Source organism: Myxococcaceae bacterium JPH2 (assembly GCA_016458225.1).
Lineage (GTDB): Bacteria > Myxococcota > Myxococcia > Myxococcales > Myxococcaceae > Citreicoccus.
Genome location: JAEMGR010000003.1, coordinates 787,821 through 808,640 on the forward strand (window position 1 = coordinate 787,821; position 20,820 = coordinate 808,640).

Genomic DNA, 20,820 nt, shown 5'->3' on the forward strand with positions numbered 1-20,820 from the left:
ATCACCTGGTCGGACTCCTCCAGGCGGTGCTCCACGGCCATCCCACGTTGGCCCTCGTCATGGTGGCCGCGTGGGTTGTGCTGGGCGCGGTGCATCTCGATTCGCGGCATGGCGGGCGGTAGCGCCTTCCGCGGACGCGCTCACGGCGCATCGACGCCGCCCTGGAACAGGGTGTCGTTGCAGCGCTGGATGCGGGTCCACGTCCGCCAGGCGCCACGCCAGAAGCCATACCTGCGCAGGGCCTGAAGGCCATACATCGAGCACGTGGGCGTGTAGATGCACCGGCGCTTCCACGCATGCGGCACGGCGTGGCGGTACACGAGCACGCAAGCCATCGCGAACAGACACAAGGGATTGAGCCACCACGGCCAGCTCGCGACGGCGGGGCTCGCGGACGTGGGGGCCTTGGATGAGCGGCGAGACGACAGGGCCAGGGCTGAGTAGGGATTGCCTGCCCAGGGCGGCGACTCGCCTCGGCGCGAGGCGGGGTCTGGGCTCATCCTGGCAGGGCCCGCTCGAAGACACAGACGAGCCACGAGCCCTTCGTGGTGCCACAGCCCTGGGTCGACGTCACCGCGCGGTACTCGCTGGAGTGCAGCTTCCAGCCCTGCGCGGCATAGCCATTGAGGAACTTGGCGAAGTCCCCGCAGCGTTTGGGACTCCAGCCCGACTCCTGGGCGCCACAGCCGGGCGCGGGCGGGACGAACGCATCGACGTGATACTCATACATGGGGACGGCTCCTGCGCGGGTGTCTGAGTTGGACATGAAGGATTGCGGACGCTCATTGCTGGGCATGCCTTCATGTTCTCGACTCTCCCCAGGCGCCGTCTGTACCTGGGGAGTGGTATCCCGACCGCGCGGCTCAGCCCTTGAAGGACAGCCGATACGCCTCGAGCGTCACGGACGGCAGCACCATGTCGCCCGCCGGCTCGCGCACGAAGCCGCGGCGCATGTACATGCGGGCCACGCCGTCCGCGCCCTTGCGCACGTGCAGGGAGATGGCGTCCACGTTCCACGAGCGCGCGAGCGCCTCGGCCGCGTCCAGCAGCGGCTTCGCCAGCCCGGTGCCATGGAAGCGCACGAGGGTGGCCAGACCGCGCAGGTCCGCGGTGCGAGGCAGCCACGCCTCGGAGCCCGGAGCGCCGGGCGGGAAGAGGGCCACCGTGCCGATGACCTCTCCGTCCTTCTCGGCCACGAGCACCGACGCGACCTTCCGGCGCGAGGCCACGTCTCGCAGCTCGCGCTTGCGCTCGTCGGTGTAGACGACCTCGGGAAGCTTCTTCGCGTACTGCGTGATGAAGGCCTCGACGAGCATCTCGCCCACCACCCCGTCGTCCTCGGGGCGGGCCTCGCGGATGACCACCTTGTCCAGCACATGAGGGTCCATGCGCGCGCCTCTATCACGCCCGCCGCGAGGGCACCGCCCTCACTGCTACCGAGAAGCCCTCGCGCTCGCCTGGCCGCTCGCTTCCACGAAGGCCGACATAAGGCGTCATCGCTGACCGCGCGTCTCTACCGGCGACGGCGTGGAGACATCCGCACCGGGACGCGCACCCGCGCACGCCGGGTTCCTCGGCTCCACCAGGCCGCGAGGACGAGAAGCCCCGCCAGCATCGCCGTGCCTCCCCCACCACCCACGCTGCATCCACCCGAGGCCGAGGGCGCATCCACCGCGGCCGACGGCACCGTCCCTGTCGGGGCAGGCGTCGACGTCGAGCCTCCCGAGGACGACCCACCCGTCGCGGGCGGCGTCACCGTCGGCGGCGTCCCACCCGACGTGGACCCATCCGTCGCGGGCGGCGTGGACGTGCTCGCGCCCGTCAGCTCCTGGTAGCGCTGGATGAGGCGCAGCCGCGCGGCATCGAACGCGGCGCCGTCATCCGGCACGCGCGACGCAGCGGGGATCAGCTCACGCGCCACCTTCCGCGCGAAGGCCGGGTCTCCCGCGCGACTCACCGCGGTCAGCCACTCGTAGTCCTGCACTCCCTGGCGAATGAGCTTCAACCGGATGGAGGCCACCGGCACGTCCGTGCTCCCACCGATGGCAGCCACCGTGCCCGGGTAGAAGAGCGTCCCATCCCCGTTGCCGTTGAAGCGGTACTGGTCCGTCCACGCCGTCGGGAGCATGCCCACCGTCTGGTAGTACAGCTCGCCCGTGGCGCCCTCGAGGAAGGACACCCACTGCATGGCCCGCGCCTTCGCCGCCGAGCGATCCAACATGTACGACGGCCACCCGGCCCCCGGCTTGTTCTCCGGCGCGTTGGTTCCATATGCACAGCCGTGGCTCATGCAACTCTGATACGCCCACACCTGCCGGCCCGGCCGCGCGAGGAAGTCCGCGTAGGTGCTCCGCTGGTCGCCCACGTAGGGCGCCTCGGTGCCATCCAGGTGATTCACCAGCGGCACCGCCACGTCCACCAGGTTCTCCAGCGAGTGATTGGCCAGCTCGGCGGAGTTCGTCGTCAGCAGCGTCCTCAGTCCCGGCGCGGCCTGACGCACCAGCTCCGCATGCGTGCGCACGTCCTCGAAGCTCGCGCCATAGGGAGGCTCGTCCCCCACCTGCGCATAGGCCCGGTCCAACCAGCCACGCTCTCGCACGTGCGCGGTGAAGTCCGCCAGCGCGGAGGCCGTGAGCGGGCCCACGTACTCCAGCGTGGTCGCCTTCGCGCCCGGCAGTCGCGTGGGCGCGGTGCCATCCAGGAAGGGGCCCCACGTCGCGTCGAAGGAAGCCCAGTCCGGCGCCCACGGCGACCGAGGGAACGGCCCCGACAGCGTGATGCGGTGCTCCAACGCCATGCGCTGATAGCGGGTCAGCAGCGGCTCCAGCTCCGCGGGCGTGCAGTCCGTCCGGCCAAAGTACGCGTTGCACACGTGCGGCGGCCACAAGAGGAAGGCCGAGGCCAGCGCGGGCGTGCTCGGCAAGGCCGCGTCCACCACCGTGAGCCGCGCGGTGACGCGCGACGTGAAGCCACCGTCCGCCGACACCGTCACCACGCCCGTGTAATCCCCAGGGGGTGCGTTCTCCGGCACGCGCACGTCCACCCAGACGGCGCGCGCCTCACCCGCGGGCACATCGAACGGGAAGGCCTTGCGCGCCTCGCCGGCAATCTCATCCCGGTCCGGCACCAGCCCATCCGGCCACGCGCCCACCGGCTCGCCCTTCACCGAGGGCTGCTTCGTGGTGATGTACGCCTCGCGGTACAGCGTCACGTCCGTCCCCGCGATGCGCGCCGGGCCGTCCAGTGACTCCAGGCTCGCGCGCACGCCTCGCAAGCCCGCGTCGCCGCCGTGCAGCGCCACCTGGAACGAAACGAACTCGTTGCGCGCGGCCGTCAGCCGCAGCTCGGGCCGAGCCTGCGCCGAGGCCCCGGGCCTCACCTTCACCATCGCGCTCTCCGCCCACGCGGACGGTGCCGCCGCGAGCGCGGGGACGGAGAGGAACACGGACGCGAGGCCCAGACCGAGGAGTCGATTCACACAGCGCATGGAGGGAGCAACGACCCCCACCGCCACGCGCTTCCCCCGCGCGGCCACCTCGCCCCTGTCCGACGGGACGCAAGGCGGCCGAGCGGCCTCATCCTCACAGCGCGAGCGCGGTGCCCGTCCACTGCTGCGCCCACCAACCCACCACGCCGAGCACGACCACGAGCCCCACGTATTCCACCAGGGTCCGGGTGTCTCCCTCCTCGGGCGCGGGGGTGAGCAGCGCTCGGAAGGTCCCTCCGGCGAGCAGGACCACGAACAGGCTCTCGTGGGTGAGGAACCACGCGGCGCCCACCGCCGCCACGGCCCACCAGCGCTGGCGCCGGGCCAGCGCCCGGAAGCCGCGCCCACCGTCGAGCTGCCAGATGGGCAGCAGGTTGAACAGGTTGAGCCATGCCGCCGCGTGCGCGATGGCGCCCAGGCTCTTCCATCCCGTGGCGAGCGCGGCGGCGAAGATGAGCACCGCCGCGATGCCGCCCCAGATGGGCCCCGCGAGCCCCACCCGCGCATCCTCGCGCGCATCCACCGGGGTCTGCTTGAGGCGAACGACCGCCCCCAGGCCCGGGATGAACATGGGCGCGCTGGCCTGCATCCCGAAGCGCCGGATCGCAACCACGTGTCCCATCTCGTGCACGTAGATGGAAGCGACCAGCCCCACCGCGAAGACCCAGCCCCACTCCCGCCAGTACACGCCCATGGCCAGCAGCATGGAGAACAGCGTGCTCGCCTGCGTCAGCCCGAGCAGCAGCAGCTTCCCCTTGCCCAGCAGGAACAGCAGCACGAACTTGAACTTCCACAGCGCCACGCCGAACGCGCCCAGCCCCGCCAGCGCCTTGGGCATGCCCGCGCGAGAGGACTTGGACTCCGCCGACGCCACGCCCGCGCCACCGCCCGAGACATCCACCTGCCGGCTCAAGGCCTCCACGCGCGCCATCACCTGCGCGTGCTGGCTGGTGCCCGTCGGCAGCAGGTCCAACGCCTGACGCCAGGCCCCCAGCGCCTCCGTCAGGGATTGCCTTGCGGTGGCGGCCTCGGCCTCCGCGGCGAGCCGCTGGAGCGTCCGCGCATGCACCAATCGCAGACACGACGGACAGGTGAGCAGCCGGGGACCCAGTTCAGAGCCACACCCCTCACACCGGGTGGCAACGGCCAACGCCTCATCCAACGGACGACGCCTCCGCGGGAGTGGGGACCGAGGAAGGCGCGCGCGCGGACAGCCGGAAGGGGCCGTCCACCTTCACCTCCAGGCGCTTGTTGCGCCGCCACGCCTCGAACAGCGCGAAGCCGTAGATGAACAGGGACAGCGGGCTGTTGACGCCCACGATGACCGGCGCGCCCAGCGACACGACCGCCGTCACGATGATGCCCAGCACTCCCTGCGCTCCCTCCGCCGTCACTCCCGAGTACACGTCCGGGGCGAGCGAGGCGCAGATGGCCACGTACGTCAGCAGCACCGCGAGCGTCTGGTAGAACCAACCGCCGCGCCCATCCGAGCCGCGCCGCACGGCCACGCCCACCAGCCAGCCCACCGCGACGGCGATGATGCCCAGGTTGTAGCCCGTCAGGTTCACCACGTAGTACAGCACCGCGCCCGCGATCGCCGCGCCCACGCCCAGGCCCGTGGCGCGCAGGGTCCGGCTCGCCGCCGAGCCTCCCTCCAGCGACGCCATCAGCTCACTTCGGCAGGACGGACAGAGCAGGTTGCCGGCGACCTCGAAGTAGGTCTCGGCAATGGCTTTCTTGCACGCCGCGCACTGCGGGGCGGCGACGGGCTCGGAGAACTCGGCGTGCTCGAACTGGAGCGGCGCCTCGGACGAAGGCGGAGGAGCGATAGGTTCGGTCATGTCTGGAACTGGCAGCGGGAAGCCAGTCCCATCAGCCTATCAGCGCCCGCGCCTATTCCGTACGCATGGCTTCCACCGGGTCCAGCTTGGCCGCTCGCGCCGCCGGGTAGATGCCAAAGCTCAGCCCCACGCCACAGCTCATGGCCAGCGACACCGCCACGGCCCAGGTGGGCACCTCCGTGGGAAGCTGGATGACCCAGCGCGCCAGCTGCGACAGGCCCACGCCCAGCGCGACGCCGAGGAAGCCGCCCACCAGCGACAGCACCACCGCCTCCAGCGCGAACTGCCCGAGGATGCGGCGCTTCTTGGCGCCCAGCGCCTTGCGGATGCCAATCTCTCGCGTCCGCTCCGTCACGGCCACCAGCATGATGTTGAGGATGCCAATGCCTCCCACCAGGAGCGACAGCAGGCACACGCCAAAGCTGGCCACGGAGATGACCTGCGAGATGTTGTTGAACATCTGCGTGGTGCTCTCATTGGAGAACACGAAGAAGTCATCCGCATCCATGGGCTTGAGGCCATGGCGCCGCCGCATGAGCAGCGACACCTCGTCCTGCGCCCGCTGGTGCACCTCGCCCGAGCGGGCCTGGATGCTCACCCGCAGCTCGCGCACGCCGAACAGCGGGGCATAGGCAGACAGCGGCATCATCACCTGGTTGTCCTGGCTGCCCCCGCCCATGAAGCCGCCGCGTCGCTTCAGCGTGCCCACGATTTGGAAGGTGCGCCCCTTGATGCGCATCTCGCGCCCCAAGGGGTCCATGCCCGGGAACAGCGTGTCCGCCAGGTCCGCGCCAATCACCGCCACGTGGCGCGCGTCCATCGACTCGGTCTCGGTGAAGATGCGGCCGGTGGCCAGGGTCACCGAGTTCGTCTGGAAGTACTCGGGCGTGCCCGCCCACACGCTCACGTTGGCGCGCGTCTCGCGCATGGAGGTGGACACCTTCTGGCCACCCGTCGAGTCCTCGGCCGCCGCCACCAGCACGGACGGCTGGAGGCGGATGGCGTCCAGGTCCCCGTAGGTGATGCGAGGCCGCCGCGCCAGCTCCGCGGCGGACAGGTCTCCGGCGCCGAAGGGCAGCCGCTGCACCTGGAAGCAGTTGGCGCCCAGCTCGGAGAGCCGGTCATTCACCTCGTTCTTCAGCCCCTCGATGAGGGCCATCATCGACACCACCGTGGTGACGCCGATGACGATGCCCAGCAGCGTGAGGAACGAGCGCATCGGGTGCGCCACGAAGGTGCCAAAGGCCAACCGCACCGTGTCCCACAAAGCCATCCACATCCGGAGTCTCCTTATTCGTGGCGGAGTGCTTCCACCGGATCCAGGTTCGCCGCCCGCGCCGCCGGCCAGATGCCGAACAGCAAGCCCACCAGCGCCGCGAAGCCCACGCCGAACGCCACCGTGAGCGGCTCCACGGCCGCGGCCAGCGGGCTGATGAGCGACACGATGTACGCCAGCCCCAGGCCCACCACCGTCCCGAGCGCGCCGCCCACCGCGGACACGCTCGCCGCCTCCATGAGGAACTGGAGCACGATGGTGCGCTTCTTCGCGCCCAGCGCGCGCCGGACGCCAATCTCGCGCGTCCGCTCGCGCACCGACACGAGCATGATGTTCATGATGCCAATGCCGCCCACCAGCAGCGTGATGAAGCCCACGCCCGTCGCGGCGCCATAGAGCGCGCGGGTGAGCTGCTTGTACATGTTGGCGAGCTGATCCGGCCGGTTGAGCGCGAAGTCATCCGGCACACCGGGCGGCGTGGCGCGCTCGCGGCGCAGCGCGGAGGTGAGCGCGTCCTGCACCTTGGGAAGGTTGTCCGTGCTGTCCACCGCGACGACGATGGCGGGCGAGCGCTTGCTCCCGAAGTGGCTCACGAAGGTGCGGTACGGCACCATCACCACCAGGTCCTGGTTCTCGCCCAGCACCGTGCCCATGGCGGCCAGCGTCCCCACGATGCGGTAGGGGTGGCCATCCACGAGGATGCGGTGGCCCAGCGGGCTGAAGTTGGGGAAGAGGACCTTCACCAGCTCGGCCCCGATGACCGCCACCGAGGCCCGGTTGTCCACGTCCGCGTCGGTGAGGAAGCGACCGTCGGCCATCTCGAAGGAGCCCGCGGCCAGGTACTCCGCCGTGGTGCCAATCACGGTGATGCCCGACAGCTTCCGGTCCAGGAAGTTCGCCTCGCCCCGCGTGAAGAAGATGGGGGCCGCCGCGATCACGTGCTCGGAGGCCGCCATGATGGGCGGCACCAGCTTCACGGACAGGTCCTTGCGGTTGCGGTACTCCCACCAGTCGCCGCCCATCACCCAGGGGAACTTGGACACCTGGAGCGTGTTGGCGCCAATCTTCCCGAGCTGCTGCGCGAACGAGCTGTTCAGCCCTTGGATGATGCCGACGATGGCCAGCAGCGTGCACACGCCCACGCCAATGCCCACCGTGGTCAGCACCGTCCTCAAGCGATTGGAGCGCAGCGAGGACAGCGCGATCCGGCCGCCCTCGTACACGTCGACCCGGAAACCCAAGCGCACACCCTCGCTTTCAGCGCGACCGCCCCACCCCGGAGCGTCTGGGGCAAGGCCGGCCAGCACTCTACGCACAGGTCCCCCGGTGATTGCACGCGCGCCGATATTCCCGGCGGCCCCAGGTTTGGACCCGACGGCCGGGCACTCGGACCCGGGCCTTCCCGCCTGCTCGCGGCGAGGAAGGCCCGAGGCCATGACGCGCTACGGGAGGACCGTCACCGTGTCGCCCTTCAGGCGCACCTTGATGAAGGTCTCGTTCGGGTGACGGTCGTCCTCGTCGATGATGTTCTTCTCATCCACGCCCACCCGCAGGGTGTAGTCGCCGTCCGGCGTATCGGTGATGTCCAACCATTGGCAGGCGATGTCGGCCGTGTAGATGTCCGACCAGCCCGGCGAAATGCCCGTCCCTGGGTCGTAGAGCTGGAAGGGCGGCGCCTCCGAGCAGTAGCGCGTGGTGTCCGTCAGGTAGAAGCCCTGCTTGCGCCCCACCGCCGTGAGGCCCCCCTGCGTGTTGCGCAGCTCGTACCCCGCGAAGCCAACGAGGTGGTCGTGCTGGTGGCACTCATCCCAGACGAAGAGGTCCGGCCTCACGTCGGGCGAGGGCACGATGGCGGCGGCATTGCCCAGGTTGGCGATGGAGGCACTGAAACGCAACAGGCGCCGTTCACCGCCCGCGGGCACGCAGCCCTCGCGCACCTCGCACGAGTCCGCCGCGAAGGTCAGCCGGTTCACGTAGAGCGTGCGCGCAATGACATCCCCATCGATGGTGAGGTCCGGCTTACCGTGCTCTGGATCCAAGGCGAGGCCGCAGCTCTTCGCTCCCGACAGCAGCGGTGGCGGCGCAGCGGGGTCCGGCACACGGCCACCCCCGAAGAGCATCACCCGGCCCGGCGCGAACGAGCCATCCACGCTCTGGGGTGAGCCCACCACCAGGTCGTCATAGCCATCGCCGTTCATGTCTCCCACGGGCGCCAACGAGAAGCGCGGGGCGCCGCGGAAGGTCTCCGACACGAGGTAGTCCGTGCGCGGCCACGCCCAGATGGGGCGCATGTCCGAGGACACCTTCGCCCCTGGCGCGAACAGGTAGATGCGCCCCGCCGCGTCCAGCGTGAAGTCATGGCTCGCACCATCGCCGTTCATGTCTCCCACGGGGTTCATCGTCCCATCCAGGAGGCTGAAGGCGGGGTCCTCCATCACCGACCACACCGGGGCGGACGCGAGGACGCCATCCAGCGAGGACGCCGACGAGGACAGGTGCAGGTCAAAGCTGCCGCCGCCCATGCCCGTCATCAGCTCGGGAAGCCCGTCGCCATCGAGGTCCGGGGCCGTCCCCAACGACTCAGCCGCCACGGTCCAGGCCGGCTGCGCCGTGAGCGGCCCATCACACACCAGCGGGCTCCCCGCGCGGCACCCCAGGTAGAGGACATACCCCTCCGCATTCACCATCAGCAGGTCCTGCGTCCCATCCCCGTTGACGTCCCCTGCCCTGCGCGCAGCCCGCGACTTCGTCAGGATGCGGCTGGACGTGAAGGGCTCCGTCGCGGTGGGCGTGGCGAGGAAGACCTCCACGCCGTTCGCGAGGGGGTTGCTGTTGACGAGGTCATCCAGCCCATCCCCATTCACATCCACCAACGTCGCGCTCACGAACGTGCCGTTGCCCGGCACGCGGAACACCGGCTCGGCGAACACCTTCGACAGGTCCGGCCCACCCACGTACACGGAGACACCGTAGGTGCCCGAGACGAGCACATCCGGATAGGCATCTCCGTTCACATTGCCCACTCGGGACACCCTGGCGTTGCGACCGCTGGTGCGCGGGCTGGTGTTGCGCCACGTCAGCGCCGTGGTCACCGGCGTCTTCGAGAAGTACGACGCCTGCCCCGCGAAGATGGAGATCCGCCCGGGATCCAGCGAGGTCACCGAGCAGGGTGGCGACACGACGATGAGGTCTTTGTGCCCATCCCCGTTCAGGTCCCCCACCGCGACCGATCGCCCGAAGCAGCCGCCGACATGCGCGGGGTTTCCCTCCACCTCCCAGATCGGCGTGTCCGAGAGCACCGGGCCCTCCTCGGGTGGCGGCTTCGGCTCGGGTTCGTCCGAACAGCCTCCCAGACTCAGGGCCCACCACGACAACGACACTCCCGCCAGTGCTCTCGACCAAGACATGGGTACGCCTCCCGCGCTACGCGCCAAGAGCCCGCCCCTCCCTTCGACAAGAGTGCACGGATGCCGGCCCCGCCGTGCTGCGGGCCCATCGCGCTGAACCTTAGCGTCAGCCCGCGTCCCGCGTGAAAACAGATATTCACTTGCTCAACACTTTCCCCGTCCTACCGCCCGCTCCGTCGCATGGCGGCCACACTTTGGAGCGGGCGGAGTGGACTGGGCCTCGGGCCATCCCCAGCTTGTCGTCGCGAGGCGCGTGCTTGCGCCGTGCCCGAGCGAGCCATGGCGCCATCCCCGATGCAGTTCACCCGCGCCCAGAAGGCCTTCACGATGGCGGGCGCGCTGCTGGGCTTGCTGCTCGCGGCGCTCGACCAGACCATCGTGGCCACCGCGGGGCCCGCCATCCAGCAGGACCTGGACATCCCCCCGGCGCTCTACCCGTGGCTCACCACGTCCTATCTGGTGGCCTCGACGATGATGGTGCCCGTGTGGGGCAAGCTGTCGGACCTGATGGGCCGGCGCGCGGTGCTGGTGATGGGCATCTGCGTCTTCCTCATCGGCAGCTTCCTGTGCGGCGTGTCCCAGACGACGCTGGCGCTCGTGCTCTTCCGCGCGGTGCAAGGCTTCGGCAGCGCGGCGCTGTTCACCGCCGCGCTGGCCGTGGTGGCGGACCTCTATCCGCCCCGCGAGCGCGGCAAGTACCAGGGCCTCTTCGGCGCGGTGTTCGGCCTGTCCAGCGTGGTGGGCCCGCTGGTGGGCGGCTTCATCACGGATCAGCTCAGCTGGCACTGGGTCTTCTTCATCAACGTGCCGGTGGGCGCGGTGGCGCTCACGCTCATCTTCCTGCGCATGCCGCCACTCAAGCCCCCAGGCGTGCACGGCGGACGGTTGGACCTGGCGGGCGCGGGCGCGCTGGCGCTCGCGGTGGTGCCCCTGCTGCTCGCGCTCAGCCTGGGACGCGGGGCGGATGCGAACGAGCCGGGCGGCTTCCCCTGGGGCTCACCGCCCATCCTCGGCATGTTCGCCGTGGCCGCGGTGGGAACGGTCCTCTTCGCGTGGCGCGAGCTGCGCGCACCCGAGCCCCTCATCGACCCGCGCCTCTTCCGCCTGCGCACCTTCAGCGCGGCCAACCTCGCCGTGTTCCTGGTGGGCGCGGTGTTCCTCGCCTCCGTCGTCTTCCTGCCGCTGTTCATGGTGAACGTGGTGGGCCTGTCCGCCACGCGCGCGGGCCTCACCATCACCCCGCTGACGCTCGGCGTGATGGCGGGCAACGTGGTGTCCGGACAGCTGGTGGCGCGAGTGGGGCACTACAAGGCGCTCTTGCTGGGCTCGCTGGCGCTGCTGCTCGCGGGCTTCGCGGTGATGGCCTTCACGCTGACGCCAGACTCGGGGCAGGTCGAGGTGACGGTGAAGATGGTGATGGTGGGGCTCGGGCTCGGGCCTTCCATCCCGCTCTACACCGTGGCGGTGCAGAACGCGGTGCCTCCGGAGCGCATTGGCGTGGCCACCTCCGCGTCCACCTTCTTCCGACAGCTCGGGATGACGGTGGGCGTGGCGCTGCTGGGCACGGTGTTCGCCGGCACGCTCGGCGGCGAGCTGAGCGCGCGCACCGAGCACGCCATCGCCGGGGCTCCGGATGACGTGAAGGCCACGGTGGCCCAGGCCGCGCCCCCCGAGCAGCCCTTCCCCGCCGACACCGTGAAGCAGCGGCTGCACGAGGGCTATGCCCAGCAACGCCAGCACGTCGCGGGTCGGCACGGGCCCAGCGCGGACCGCGCCCGCGCCCGCGTGGACGCCGATGAGCAGCGTGCGCTCGACACCGTGGACAAGGTGCAGCGCGCGCGAAAGGAGTCCTTCACCCAAGCCACCCGCGCCATCTACCGCTGCGCCATCCTCGTGGCGCTCGCGGCGCTCCTCGTCACCCTGGCCATGCCCGAGCAGCCCCTGCGCCGCACGCGCGAGCCCGCGCCGCACCAGACCTGACTCCTCGCTGGAACACGCACTCCGTGCTCTCATGGAAAGCCGAGTCCAAGGGACAGGAGGCGCGAACAACATGATGGGTCGACTGCTGGTGCTGTGCTGCGTGCTGTGGAGCCTTCCGGGGCGGGCGGAGCAGAAGGCCGACGAGAAGCCCATCGACCTGGACACCGTCCTGAACCTGCGCCAGCCCGCCACCACCGTCTTCGACGGCCACATCCTCCAGGTGGCGGCCAGCGGCACCGTGCGAGCGTGGCGCATCGCGGACCTCAAGCAGGACCCCGAGTTCGTCCGCGCGCTCAACTCCCACGAGATGATGCTGCTCGCCGCGGACGCGACCACGCTCTACGGCAGCGACTTGAAGGAGGTGTTCCGCTGGAACGCGGCGGAGAAGTCGTGGGCCGTGGTGGGCAGCGTGGCCAAGGTGGACAAGGACCCCATCCAGCAGCTCGTGGCGACGGACGTGGGCCCCGTCCTCTTCCGCGAGCTCACCGTGGAGGACGTGGCGGGCAAGCGCCTCATCAAGATTCCGCCGCCGAAGAAGCAGAAGACCGCCGTGCGGATGCGAGCGCTCGCCCTGCACGCGGTGGGCGGCCAGCTCTGGTTCGGCACGGGCTATGGCGAGTGGGGCGGGGAGTTGGTTGGCGTGAACCTGAAGACGGGCACCTGGAGCCGCTATTGGGATGACCTGCACTACGTGACGGGCATCACCCACGACAGCGCGGGGAAGCTGTGGGTGGGCTGGTCCATGAGCCACTTCAACAGCCGCATGATGCTGCGCAGCCACGGCCCGGACGCGAAGGTCCTCCAGGCGTTCCCTCGGCAGAACGACCACTACCTCCAGCAGATTGCCTGGGACGCGACGACACAGCGGCTCTACTGCGTCGATCAACAGAGTGTCGCGTGGCTCAAGGAGGGCGTGGCCCAGGAGATCGCCCCGCTGGGCGACCTGCCCTTCAGCAACGAGCCCAACGCCGTGGGCGTGGCGCCGGGCGTGTCGGACATGATGGCGCTCGGCGAGGGGCGCGTGCTCATCGTCCCGCCGCTGGGCCGCCCGCGCGTGTTCGCGGGCGGGCGCGTCACCGTCCTCAGCCTCTGAGGCGCTCGCTCAAGTGCCCGAGGCCTTCGCGGAAGGCGCGGGCACGCTCGGCGCCGGCGGCGTGGCGGGGGCCTCGGGACGGGCGAGCGTGCCAGGCGCCTCGGCGAGCGCGTAGGCCACCCACGCCACCGCCGCGGTGCTGCGCGCGAAGTCCTGCGGGTTCACCTTGTCCAGCGTGTCCGCCATGGAGTGGTGCACGTCGAAGTAGCGGCTGCTGTCCACCTTCACGCCCACCATGGGCACGCGCGCGGGGATGAGCGGGCTGATGTCCGCGCCGCCGGCCTCGGCGTCCACGAAGTTGGCCGCGCCCAGCCCCTCGAGCGGAGCCAGCCAGGGCTGCAGCATCGCCTTTGCACCGTCACCCGCGCGCAGGCCGATGCCCAGCGGCCGCCCGCCACCCGAGTCCATCTCCAGCGCGGCCACGTGCTTGGACAGCTCCTTCGCGTGCGCCTCCGCGTAGGCCTTGCCGCCGCGCAGGCCGTTCTCCTCGTTCATGAACAGCACCACGCGCACCGTGCGCCGAGGCGCCTGCGGCAGCTTCGCGATGAGGCGCGCGGCCTCCATCACCATGGTGACGCCCGCGCCGTCGTCGTGCGCGCCGGTGCCCACGTCCCACGAGTCCAGGTGCGCGCCCAGCACCACCACCTCGTCCGGCTTCTCGCGGCCCCGCACCTCGGCCACCACGTTGGACGAGTCCGCGTCCGGCAACTGGGAGCAGCCCAGCGTCAGCTTCACCTTCACGGGCCCACCGGCCAGCAGCCGGTGCAGCAGCGTCGAGTCCTCCACGGACACCGCCGCCGCGGGAATGCGCGCCTCACCGTCCTCGAAGTGCGTGGCGCCCGTGTGCGGCGTGCGCAGCGACGCGGTGGACAGCGAGCGGATCAACATGCCCACCGCGCCCTGCTTCGCCGCCTCCGCCGGCACGCGCGCGCGCAGGCCGGCCGCGCGGCCGTACTCCTCCGCCACGCTCATGTCGTGGTTCACGAAGACAATCTTGCCCTTCACCTTCTCGCCCAGCGCGGCCAGCTCCTCCAGCGAGCGGATCTCCACCACCTCCGCCACCAGTCCCTCGGGAGGCGTGGGCGCGCTGCCACCCAGCGCCAGCAGCTCCAGCGGATGGCCGCGCGTGCGCTCGGAGGCGAGCACCTCGCCGTGGCCCTCGCCGCGCACCCAGTGCGGCACCTTCACCGGCTCCTTCCACGCCTTCACGCCGTCCGCCTGGAACGAGCGCAGGGCCCAGGCCACCGCGGCCTCCGCGCCCTCGCTGCCGGACAGCCGCGGCCCGATTCCATCGGTCAGCTCGGCCAGCCGCGCGTAGGAGTGGCCTTCGGCGAGCGCGGCGCCCACCAGCCGCTCGGCGGCGGACTGTTGGGCGGCGGTCAGCTTCACGGACGTCGCCGCGGGCTTCACCACCGACGCCTCGGTCTTCGCGGCGGGAGTGGCCGAGGTGAGCAGCTGAAGCGCCAGCGAAGCGGGCAGGACAATGAGGGATGCGGACACAGGGGCCTCCAGGGAGGCCGTTACTCTCCGCTCGCGTTTTCTCGCTCGCAAGCACGGCGGTATTCCCGAGCCCGCCCTCGGCCGCGCGTTTCCTCCCCGAGCAGCGGTCCACGAAGACAGCGCGTGGGAGCCGCGAATCGGTCAGCGGGGTCGTTCAGCGGGAGGAAGCCGGAATCCCAGGGGCCACCGCGCGCCGAGAGGGGGAACGCGGCGCGCGGGGCTCAACTGGGACTTCGAAGCAGGGATGCCGCGGTTGGGGGACGCGAACACCTCTGCCCACGCCTTCTGAAACAGGAGACGCGCCGCCAGTCTTGAATGCGTTCGTTTCCAGCGTCAAGGCGTGAAGTGCGATTCATACCCTGGGGCGATCCGTTCTTCCGGGTCTGTTCAATCTTTCCAGCTCGGACAGAGCCTGACGCGGCGGACCGCGTCAGAAACGAAGCGCCCCCCGGGTTCAATCGCAGACGTGGGTGTTCGCGTGGGTGGTGGCGCGAGGGCTCCAGCCCTCGTTGCCGTCCTTCTCGAAGAAGAACCGGGCGCGCTGGCGCTGGCGCGTGCCCACCTCGTTCAGGGTGGCCGCGTCAAAGAGGCGCCCGTTCACCATGGTGAGCCGCACGGACTTGGTATTGCCCAGGTCCTCCAGCGGGTTGCGGTCCATCACGATGAGGTCCGCCAGCTTCCCCACCTCCAGCGAGCCGATGTCCTGGTCCAGCCCCAGGTAGCGCGCGCCGTTGAGCGTGCCCACGCGCAGCGCCTGCAAGGGCTTCATCCCGCCCTGGCCCATCATGGCCAGCTCCCAGTGCGCCGCCAGGCCCTCGCGCTGACCGTGGGCGCCCAGCTGCACGCTCACGCCCGCGTCGTTCAGCTCGCGCGCGCCCCGGGCGGTGGAGAAGTGATTGAACTCGTCGTCCGGCACCATGTTGCGCCGGCGGCTGCGCGCGTCGACGACGCGGCGGGGCACGAAGGACAACAGCCGCTCCTCCTCCCACACGTTCGTCTTCTGGTACCAGTAGTTCTCGCCCATGACGCCGCCGTAGGCCACGCCCAGCGTCGGCGTGTAGCCCACCTGGCTCTGGCTCCAGAGCTGGCGCACGTCGTCGTAGAGGTTCGCCACGGGCAGCGCGTGCTCCACGCCCGTGTGGCCATCCACCACCATGGTGAGGTTGTGCTGGAGCAGCGAGCCGCCCTCGGGCACCACCATCATCTTCAGCTCGCGCGCGGCCTGGAGGACCTTCTGCCGCTGGTCGCGCCGGGGCTGGTTGTAGCTCTTCACGCTGAAGGCCCCCAGGGCCTGCATGCGGCGCAGGTGCGCGCGCGCGTCGTCCAGCGTCTCGATGTTCACGTGGTAGTCCGCGCCGGCCGCGCCATAGAGGATGGTGCCGGTGGAGAAGATGCGCGGCGCGGTGAACAGGCCCGCCTTGCCCATCTCGCTCGCGGAGAAGATGGTCTCCGAGTTGTTGGACGGGTCATGCAGCGTGGTGACGCCGTAGGCCAGCGAGGCCGCGTGCACCCAGCTCTGCTCGGGCATCAGCCCGGACACGCCCATGCTGCCGTGCCAGTGCACATCCACCAGACCGGGCATCAACGTCTTGCCCTTCACGTCCACCACCTTCGCGTCCGCGGGCACGCGCACCTGTCCCACGGGCCCCACCGCCACGATGCGGTTGCCCTTCACCACCACCACGCCCTGCTCCAGCACCTCGTCGCCCTTCATGGTGATGACGCGGCCCCCCACCAGCGCGAGCGTGCCCTCGGGCACGTCCGTCTTCGCCTGGAAGGAGATGTCCACGCCCTGCTCCGCCACGGGCGGCAGCTTCTCGGGCGCGCCCTCCACGAAGGAGAAGGTGTCCTTCAGCGCGCGCGTGAAGAGCTGGGGCCCCAGCGACCAGTGCAGGCGCTGGCTGTCTCCGGACCAGTGCAGGTACTCGCCCGCGTCGCGGCTCACCTTCGCCACCGGCAGGGCCTTGGCGTCCGGGCCCACCGCCGCGTCCTTCGCGCCGCGCGGGAACGGCGTGACGTAGGCGTTGTAGTCCTCGCGGAACGCCACCCAGCGCTCGTCCGGCGACACGCGCATCTCCAGCGCTCCGCCGCTCTTGAGGTGGCTGCGCTCGTGGCTGCCGTCGAGCGCGATGCTCTTCAGCGTGCGCACGTCCTCCTTCTCCTTCTCCTCCACCTCCAGGAAGTAGACGCGGTCCGAGCGCGCGCCGAAGTGCGGCTGCTCGCCATCCCGGGTCAGCTTGCGCGCCGGGCCGCCCGTGGTGGGCAGGACGAACAGGCCCGTCTCGCGGCTCCACTGTCCCGGCATCAAGTAGCCGTCACCCGTGGCGCGGTAGACGATGGCCTTGCCGTCCGGGCTGAAGGCGGGCTCCACGTAGTAGCCCGGGTGCGTCGTCACCACGCGGCCCTCGCCGCCCGTGGCGGACGCCACGCGCACGGTGCCGAGCTGCTCGTCGTCCCACGTCGTGTAGACGATGGAGCGCCCGTCGCGCGAGAACGACGGGTAGAACTCCAGGTGGTCCTCCTGCTTCGTCAGCCGGCGCGGCGTGCCCGAGGGCAGGTCCTTCACGTACAGCTTGCCCAGCGCCTGGTACACGACCTTCTTGCCATCCGGTGACACCTGTACCCAGCGCAGCATCTTCACGGCGAAGCGCTCGGGCGCCACCTTCTGCGGGAAGCGCAGCGCGGAGAAGAGCGTGCGCGTGCCCTTCACGTGGAAGGGGATGTCCGTCACCTGCTTCGACGCCACGTCGATGCGGTGCAGTCCGCCGCCCGCCCAGAAGACGATGGCGCGCGCATCCGGCGTCCACGCCATGGCGGGATAGACGCCGTGGATGGCCCACGTCTCCTGCATGTCCCGGTCGAGCCGGTCATACAGCGGGCGCTCGGCGCCGGAGGCCACGTCGGTGACGTAGAGGACGCTCTGGCCGCGCACGCGGCGCACGAACGCGAGCTGCTTGCCGTCCGGTGACGGCGTGGGCCGGATGGAGCCACCCGGGCCGGTGACGAACGGTTCAATCTCCTTGGTCTCCAGGTCCAGCCGCTGGATGACGTAGATCTCCCCGTTGGGGTCCTTGTTGTATTCGAACGTCTTGCCCGGGGTGACGTCCTGGCTGAAGTAGACGTAGCGCCCGTCTGGACGCGAGAACGCGGGCTCGCCCACGTCCTTCTGCTCGGTGGGGCGCTCGGTGAGCTGCACGCCGTCCCCGCCGGAGCGGTGGTACATCCACATCTCGCCCGCGCCCAGCGAGCGGCGCCCGGTGAAGTGCTTGCGCGCCACGATGAACTGCCCATCCGGGCTCCACGTGGGGCTGTTGAGCAGGCGGAACGTCTCGTGCGTCACCGCGCGCGCGTTCGAGCCATCGCGGTTCACCACCCAGATGTTGTCGCCACCGCCGCGGTCGCTGGTGAAGGCGATGGACTTGCCGTCCGGGCTGTAGCGCGGCTGCATGTCCCACGCGACGCCCGAGGTGAGCGGCCGCGCCTCACCGCCCGCCATGGGCAGCGTGTAGAGGTCGCCCAACAGGTCGAACACCAGCTCGTCTCCGCTGGGGCTGACGTCCACGCTCATCCACGTGCCCTGACGCACGTCGATGCGGGCCTCGCGGGCCTCGGTGGAGGGGAAGCCGGGCGCGTCCACCTTCCACGCGTCCTTCTCCGGGGTCCCCTTCGCGTTGGCCTCGACGGGGGGAACGCCCGCATCGACCTCGGAGGCGCGCGCGGCGGCTCGCGCGGACTCCTTCACGTCGGGAGCGGGAGGCGGCTGCTCCTGGGGTGGGGGCGGGGCGGCGAGCAACGCGCCGGGGACGAGCCAGGCCAGACAAAGAGCAGAGGTCAGTCGTTTCACCGGGACTCCTGAACGCGACGGCGGAATGTCAGATGGAAGTCAGCAGCGGGAAGGCGGGGGGCCGTGAAGCGGGCGCATGAACAGGCCCCCGGGCGGGCTTCTTCCGGGCCATGTAAGGTATCGCGCGCGATGAAGCGGGCGCCAGCGACCGTCACGGACGCGTGGCGGGCCGCTCCACTCCGGAAGCGCCTGCTTCCATGGCGGGGGGAAGACACATGCTGACGCGGCACGACGCCGGGCGGGCTCGCCCATGAAGCTCGCCGTCCTCTTCATCCACGGCGTGGAGGTGGATGACCCGGGCCTGTATGACACCGCCACGCGGCTCCTGCGGGAGCAGTTCGTGGAGCACACCGGCGCGCGCGCCGAGGACGCGCTGGCCATCGAGACCGTCAACTGGGCCGCCTGTCTGGAGGGCGCCGAGCAACGCCTCCTCGCCGCGAACTACCCCGAGCGCATGGACGGCTATTGGCGCCGCCTCCACGAGGGCATGCACGCCGTCAATCAAGGCCACGAGTCCGCGCTGCTGCCGCTCGCCTTCCACCTCATGCGCCCCGCCGCGGGTGGGCCGGGCACGCCGCACTACCCGGGCCTGCGCTGGCTCCTCGTGCACTTCATCGGCGACGCCATCGCCTACCAGCTCAACCCCGCGGACCGCGACGTGTACACGTCCATCCACCAGAGGGTGGCCGAGGCGCTCGGCCGGCTGCGCGAGAAGGCCGGAGACGCCGCGCCCCTCTGCGTCATCGCGCACAGCCTGGGCTCGGTCATCGCGAGCAACTACTTCTATGACCTGCAGCAGCAGCGCCTGGGGCGCGACCTCATCGAGGACTCCGTGCGACAGGCCCAGGGCCCGTCACCGCTGGAGCGCGGCGAGACGCTCAGCCGCCTCTTCACCCTGGGCAACCCCATGGCGCTGTGGAGCCTGCGCTATGCGCACGCATCATTGGACCGGCCGCTCACCGTCCCGGACACCGCGCTCGTCACGCACCATCCGGGGCTCGGCGGCGAGTGGGTGAACTTCCACGACGCGGACGACATCCTCGCCTGGCCGCTGGCGCCGCTGAGTGATGCCTACCGCGCGCAGGTGAAGGACGTGGGCGTTCGCGTCGGCGGGCCGCTCGTGTCGTGGACGCCGCTGGTGCATCCCTTCTACTGGTCCGATGCCGGAGTGATGGGGCCCATCGGGCAATCGCTCGCGCATGCGTGGGCGCGATTGCGGCGCGCCTCCGAGAAGGCTGCCTAGTCGCTCACACCGTCCGGCCGGACACACGTTCACGGTCCGCGCAGGCAAACGCCGCGCGCCGGATGGACGCGAATCTGTTATCGCGCGTCCATGTCTCACTTCACTCTTCCCTCGGACCCAGAGGGACGGCGCGAGCAGTTGTCCGTGCTCTTCAGCGACGCCGTTCCCCACAACCTGGCCCTGGGCCTGCGGCTGGTGGACGTGGGGGATGCCCACGCCACCGTGGTGCTGCCCTACGCGGATTTCCTCGTGGGCAACCCCGAGACGGGCGTGCTCGCGGGCGGCGCGGTGACGACGCTCATCGACGCGACCAGCGGCGCGGCGGTGCTCGCGCGCATCGGCGGCTTCGCGGCGGTCGTCACGCTGGACCTGCGCATCGACTACCTGCGCCCCGCCCTCCCCCGCCGCGAGCTGACCGCCCGCGCCGAGTGCTACAAGCTCACGCGCATGGTCGCCTTCGTGCGCGCGCTCGTGCACCAGGGAGACCCGGATCAGCCCGTGGCCTCCGCGCAGGGAACCTTCATGCGGGTGGAGGAATAGGCCCATGAGCACGCCCCCCCTTCCGCTCGCGGACCTCGTGCGCGAGGTGCGCCAGACGCGCGAGTACCGCCGCCTCACCGACGCCATCCCCTACACGCGCTTCATGGGCATCGGCGTGGAGAACCTCGCCGGCGAGATGCTCTGCCGCATGGCCTACGCCCCGCGCCTCATCGGCAACAGCCTCCTGCCCGCGCTCCACGGCGGCACGCTGGGCGCGCTGCTCGAGTCCGCCGCCATCTTCGAGCTGCTCCTCCAGGCCCAGGCCGAGCGCGTCCCCAAGGTCGTCTCCATCACCGTGGACTTCCTGCGCTCGGGCAAGCCGCAGGACACCTTCGCCAAGGCGCTCATCACCCGCCAGGGCCGCCGCGTGGCCAACGTGCGCGTGGAGGCCTGGCAGGATGACCGCACGCGCCCCATCGCCAGCGCGCACGCCATCTTCCTGCTCGCCGAACTCTGAAGCGCGTCCGCCCCGCGCGTCCCGCGCCTCCCGCACTCTGAGAATCCGAGGCGACCGGACTCGCGGGGCAAAACGAGGATTACCTGTAGACACGGGAAACGTCCGCGCCCCATCGGCGCGGCTCCGCATCCCGTGCGCCAGGGTGAAGACTT

The 20,820-nt window shown here is 70.5% G+C and carries 16 protein-coding genes; 5 read left to right on the forward strand and 11 right to left on the reverse strand.

Annotated features, from left to right (window positions below; all coding sequences use genetic code 11):
* Nucleotides 1-140: 140 nt before the first annotated feature.
* From yidD to JGU66_07975, 9 genes are all read right to left on the reverse strand, one after another.
* On the reverse strand, nt 141-500 hold the full coding sequence (yidD, locus tag JGU66_07935) for a membrane protein insertion efficiency factor YidD (GenBank protein MBJ6760690.1): 360 nt from the start codon (nt 498-500) through the stop codon (nt 141-143).
* The gene (locus JGU66_07940; GenBank protein MBJ6760691.1) at nt 497-730 is read right to left on the reverse strand and encodes a DUF4177 domain-containing protein; all 234 of its coding nucleotides are present in this window, start codon (nt 728-730) and stop codon (nt 497-499) included. The genes yidD and JGU66_07940 overlap by 4 nt, the downstream gene beginning before the upstream one ends.
* A 133-nt stretch (nt 731-863) precedes the next feature.
* A complete protein-coding gene (locus JGU66_07945) occupies nt 864-1,388 on the reverse strand; it encodes a GNAT family N-acetyltransferase (GenBank protein MBJ6760692.1) in 525 nt (174 codons plus the stop codon).
* Between the two features lie 125 nt (nt 1,389-1,513).
* Nucleotides 1,514-3,487 (reverse strand): DUF4091 domain-containing protein, encoded by a 1,974-nt coding sequence (locus tag JGU66_07950; protein MBJ6760693.1) that lies wholly within the window; start codon nt 3,485-3,487, stop codon nt 1,514-1,516.
* A gap of 94 nt (nt 3,488-3,581) precedes the next feature.
* Nucleotides 3,582-4,637 (reverse strand): site-2 protease family protein, encoded by a 1,056-nt coding sequence (locus tag JGU66_07955; protein ID MBJ6760694.1) that lies wholly within the window; start codon nt 4,635-4,637, stop codon nt 3,582-3,584.
* A gap of 4 nt (nt 4,638-4,641) precedes the next feature.
* Nucleotides 4,642-5,328, reverse strand: a complete 687-nt coding sequence (locus tag JGU66_07960) for a hypothetical protein (GenBank protein ID MBJ6760695.1) — start codon at nt 5,326-5,328, stop codon at nt 4,642-4,644.
* A gap of 52 nt (nt 5,329-5,380) precedes the next feature.
* The gene (locus JGU66_07965; GenBank protein ID MBJ6760696.1) at nt 5,381-6,601 is read right to left on the reverse strand and encodes an ABC transporter permease; all 1,221 of its coding nucleotides are present in this window, start codon (nt 6,599-6,601) and stop codon (nt 5,381-5,383) included.
* Nucleotides 6,602-6,618: 17 nt separating this feature from the next.
* The gene (locus tag JGU66_07970) at nt 6,619-7,845 is read right to left on the reverse strand and encodes an ABC transporter permease (protein ID MBJ6760697.1); all 1,227 of its coding nucleotides are present in this window, start codon (nt 7,843-7,845) and stop codon (nt 6,619-6,621) included.
* A 201-nt stretch (nt 7,846-8,046) separates the two neighbouring features.
* Nucleotides 8,047-10,011: an FG-GAP repeat protein gene (locus JGU66_07975; protein MBJ6760698.1), complete on the reverse strand. Its 1,965-nt coding sequence runs from the start codon at nt 10,009-10,011 to the stop codon at nt 8,047-8,049.
* Nucleotides 10,012-10,290: 279 nt separating this feature from the next.
* Here JGU66_07975 and JGU66_07980 point away from each other — a divergent pair, with 279 nt between their 5' ends.
* Both JGU66_07980 and JGU66_07985 read left to right on the forward strand, forming a co-directional pair.
* Nucleotides 10,291-11,991, forward strand: a complete 1,701-nt coding sequence (locus tag JGU66_07980; protein MBJ6760699.1) for an MFS transporter — start codon at nt 10,291-10,293, stop codon at nt 11,989-11,991.
* 70 nt (nt 11,992-12,061) lie between these two features.
* A complete protein-coding gene (locus JGU66_07985) occupies nt 12,062-13,084 on the forward strand; it encodes a hypothetical protein (protein ID MBJ6760700.1) in 1,023 nt (340 codons plus the stop codon).
* A 9-nt stretch (nt 13,085-13,093) separates the two neighbouring features.
* Here the strand turns inward: JGU66_07985 and JGU66_07990 are convergent, their stop codons facing one another.
* Nucleotides 13,094-14,584, reverse strand: coding sequence for a M20/M25/M40 family metallo-hydrolase (locus JGU66_07990; protein MBJ6760701.1), 1,491 nt, complete (start codon nt 14,582-14,584; stop codon nt 13,094-13,096).
* Nucleotides 14,585-15,038: 454 nt separating this feature from the next.
* The gene (locus JGU66_07995) at nt 15,039-18,428 is read right to left on the reverse strand and encodes a PD40 domain-containing protein (protein MBJ6760702.1); all 3,390 of its coding nucleotides are present in this window, start codon (nt 18,426-18,428) and stop codon (nt 15,039-15,041) included.
* Between the two features lie 250 nt (nt 18,429-18,678).
* Between JGU66_07995 and JGU66_08000 the strand changes: the two genes are divergently transcribed.
* The 3 genes from JGU66_08000 (at nt 18,679) to JGU66_08010 (ending at nt 20,668) form a co-directional block, all read left to right on the forward strand.
* The gene (locus tag JGU66_08000) at nt 18,679-19,671 is read left to right on the forward strand and encodes a hypothetical protein (GenBank protein MBJ6760703.1); all 993 of its coding nucleotides are present in this window, start codon (nt 18,679-18,681) and stop codon (nt 19,669-19,671) included.
* A gap of 90 nt (nt 19,672-19,761) precedes the next feature.
* On the forward strand, nt 19,762-20,211 hold the full coding sequence (locus JGU66_08005; protein MBJ6760704.1) for a PaaI family thioesterase: 450 nt from the start codon (nt 19,762-19,764) through the stop codon (nt 20,209-20,211).
* A 4-nt stretch (nt 20,212-20,215) separates the two neighbouring features.
* Nucleotides 20,216-20,668, forward strand: coding sequence for a PaaI family thioesterase (locus JGU66_08010; GenBank protein MBJ6760705.1), 453 nt, complete (start codon nt 20,216-20,218; stop codon nt 20,666-20,668).
* The last annotated feature ends 152 nt before the right edge of the window (nt 20,669-20,820 follow it).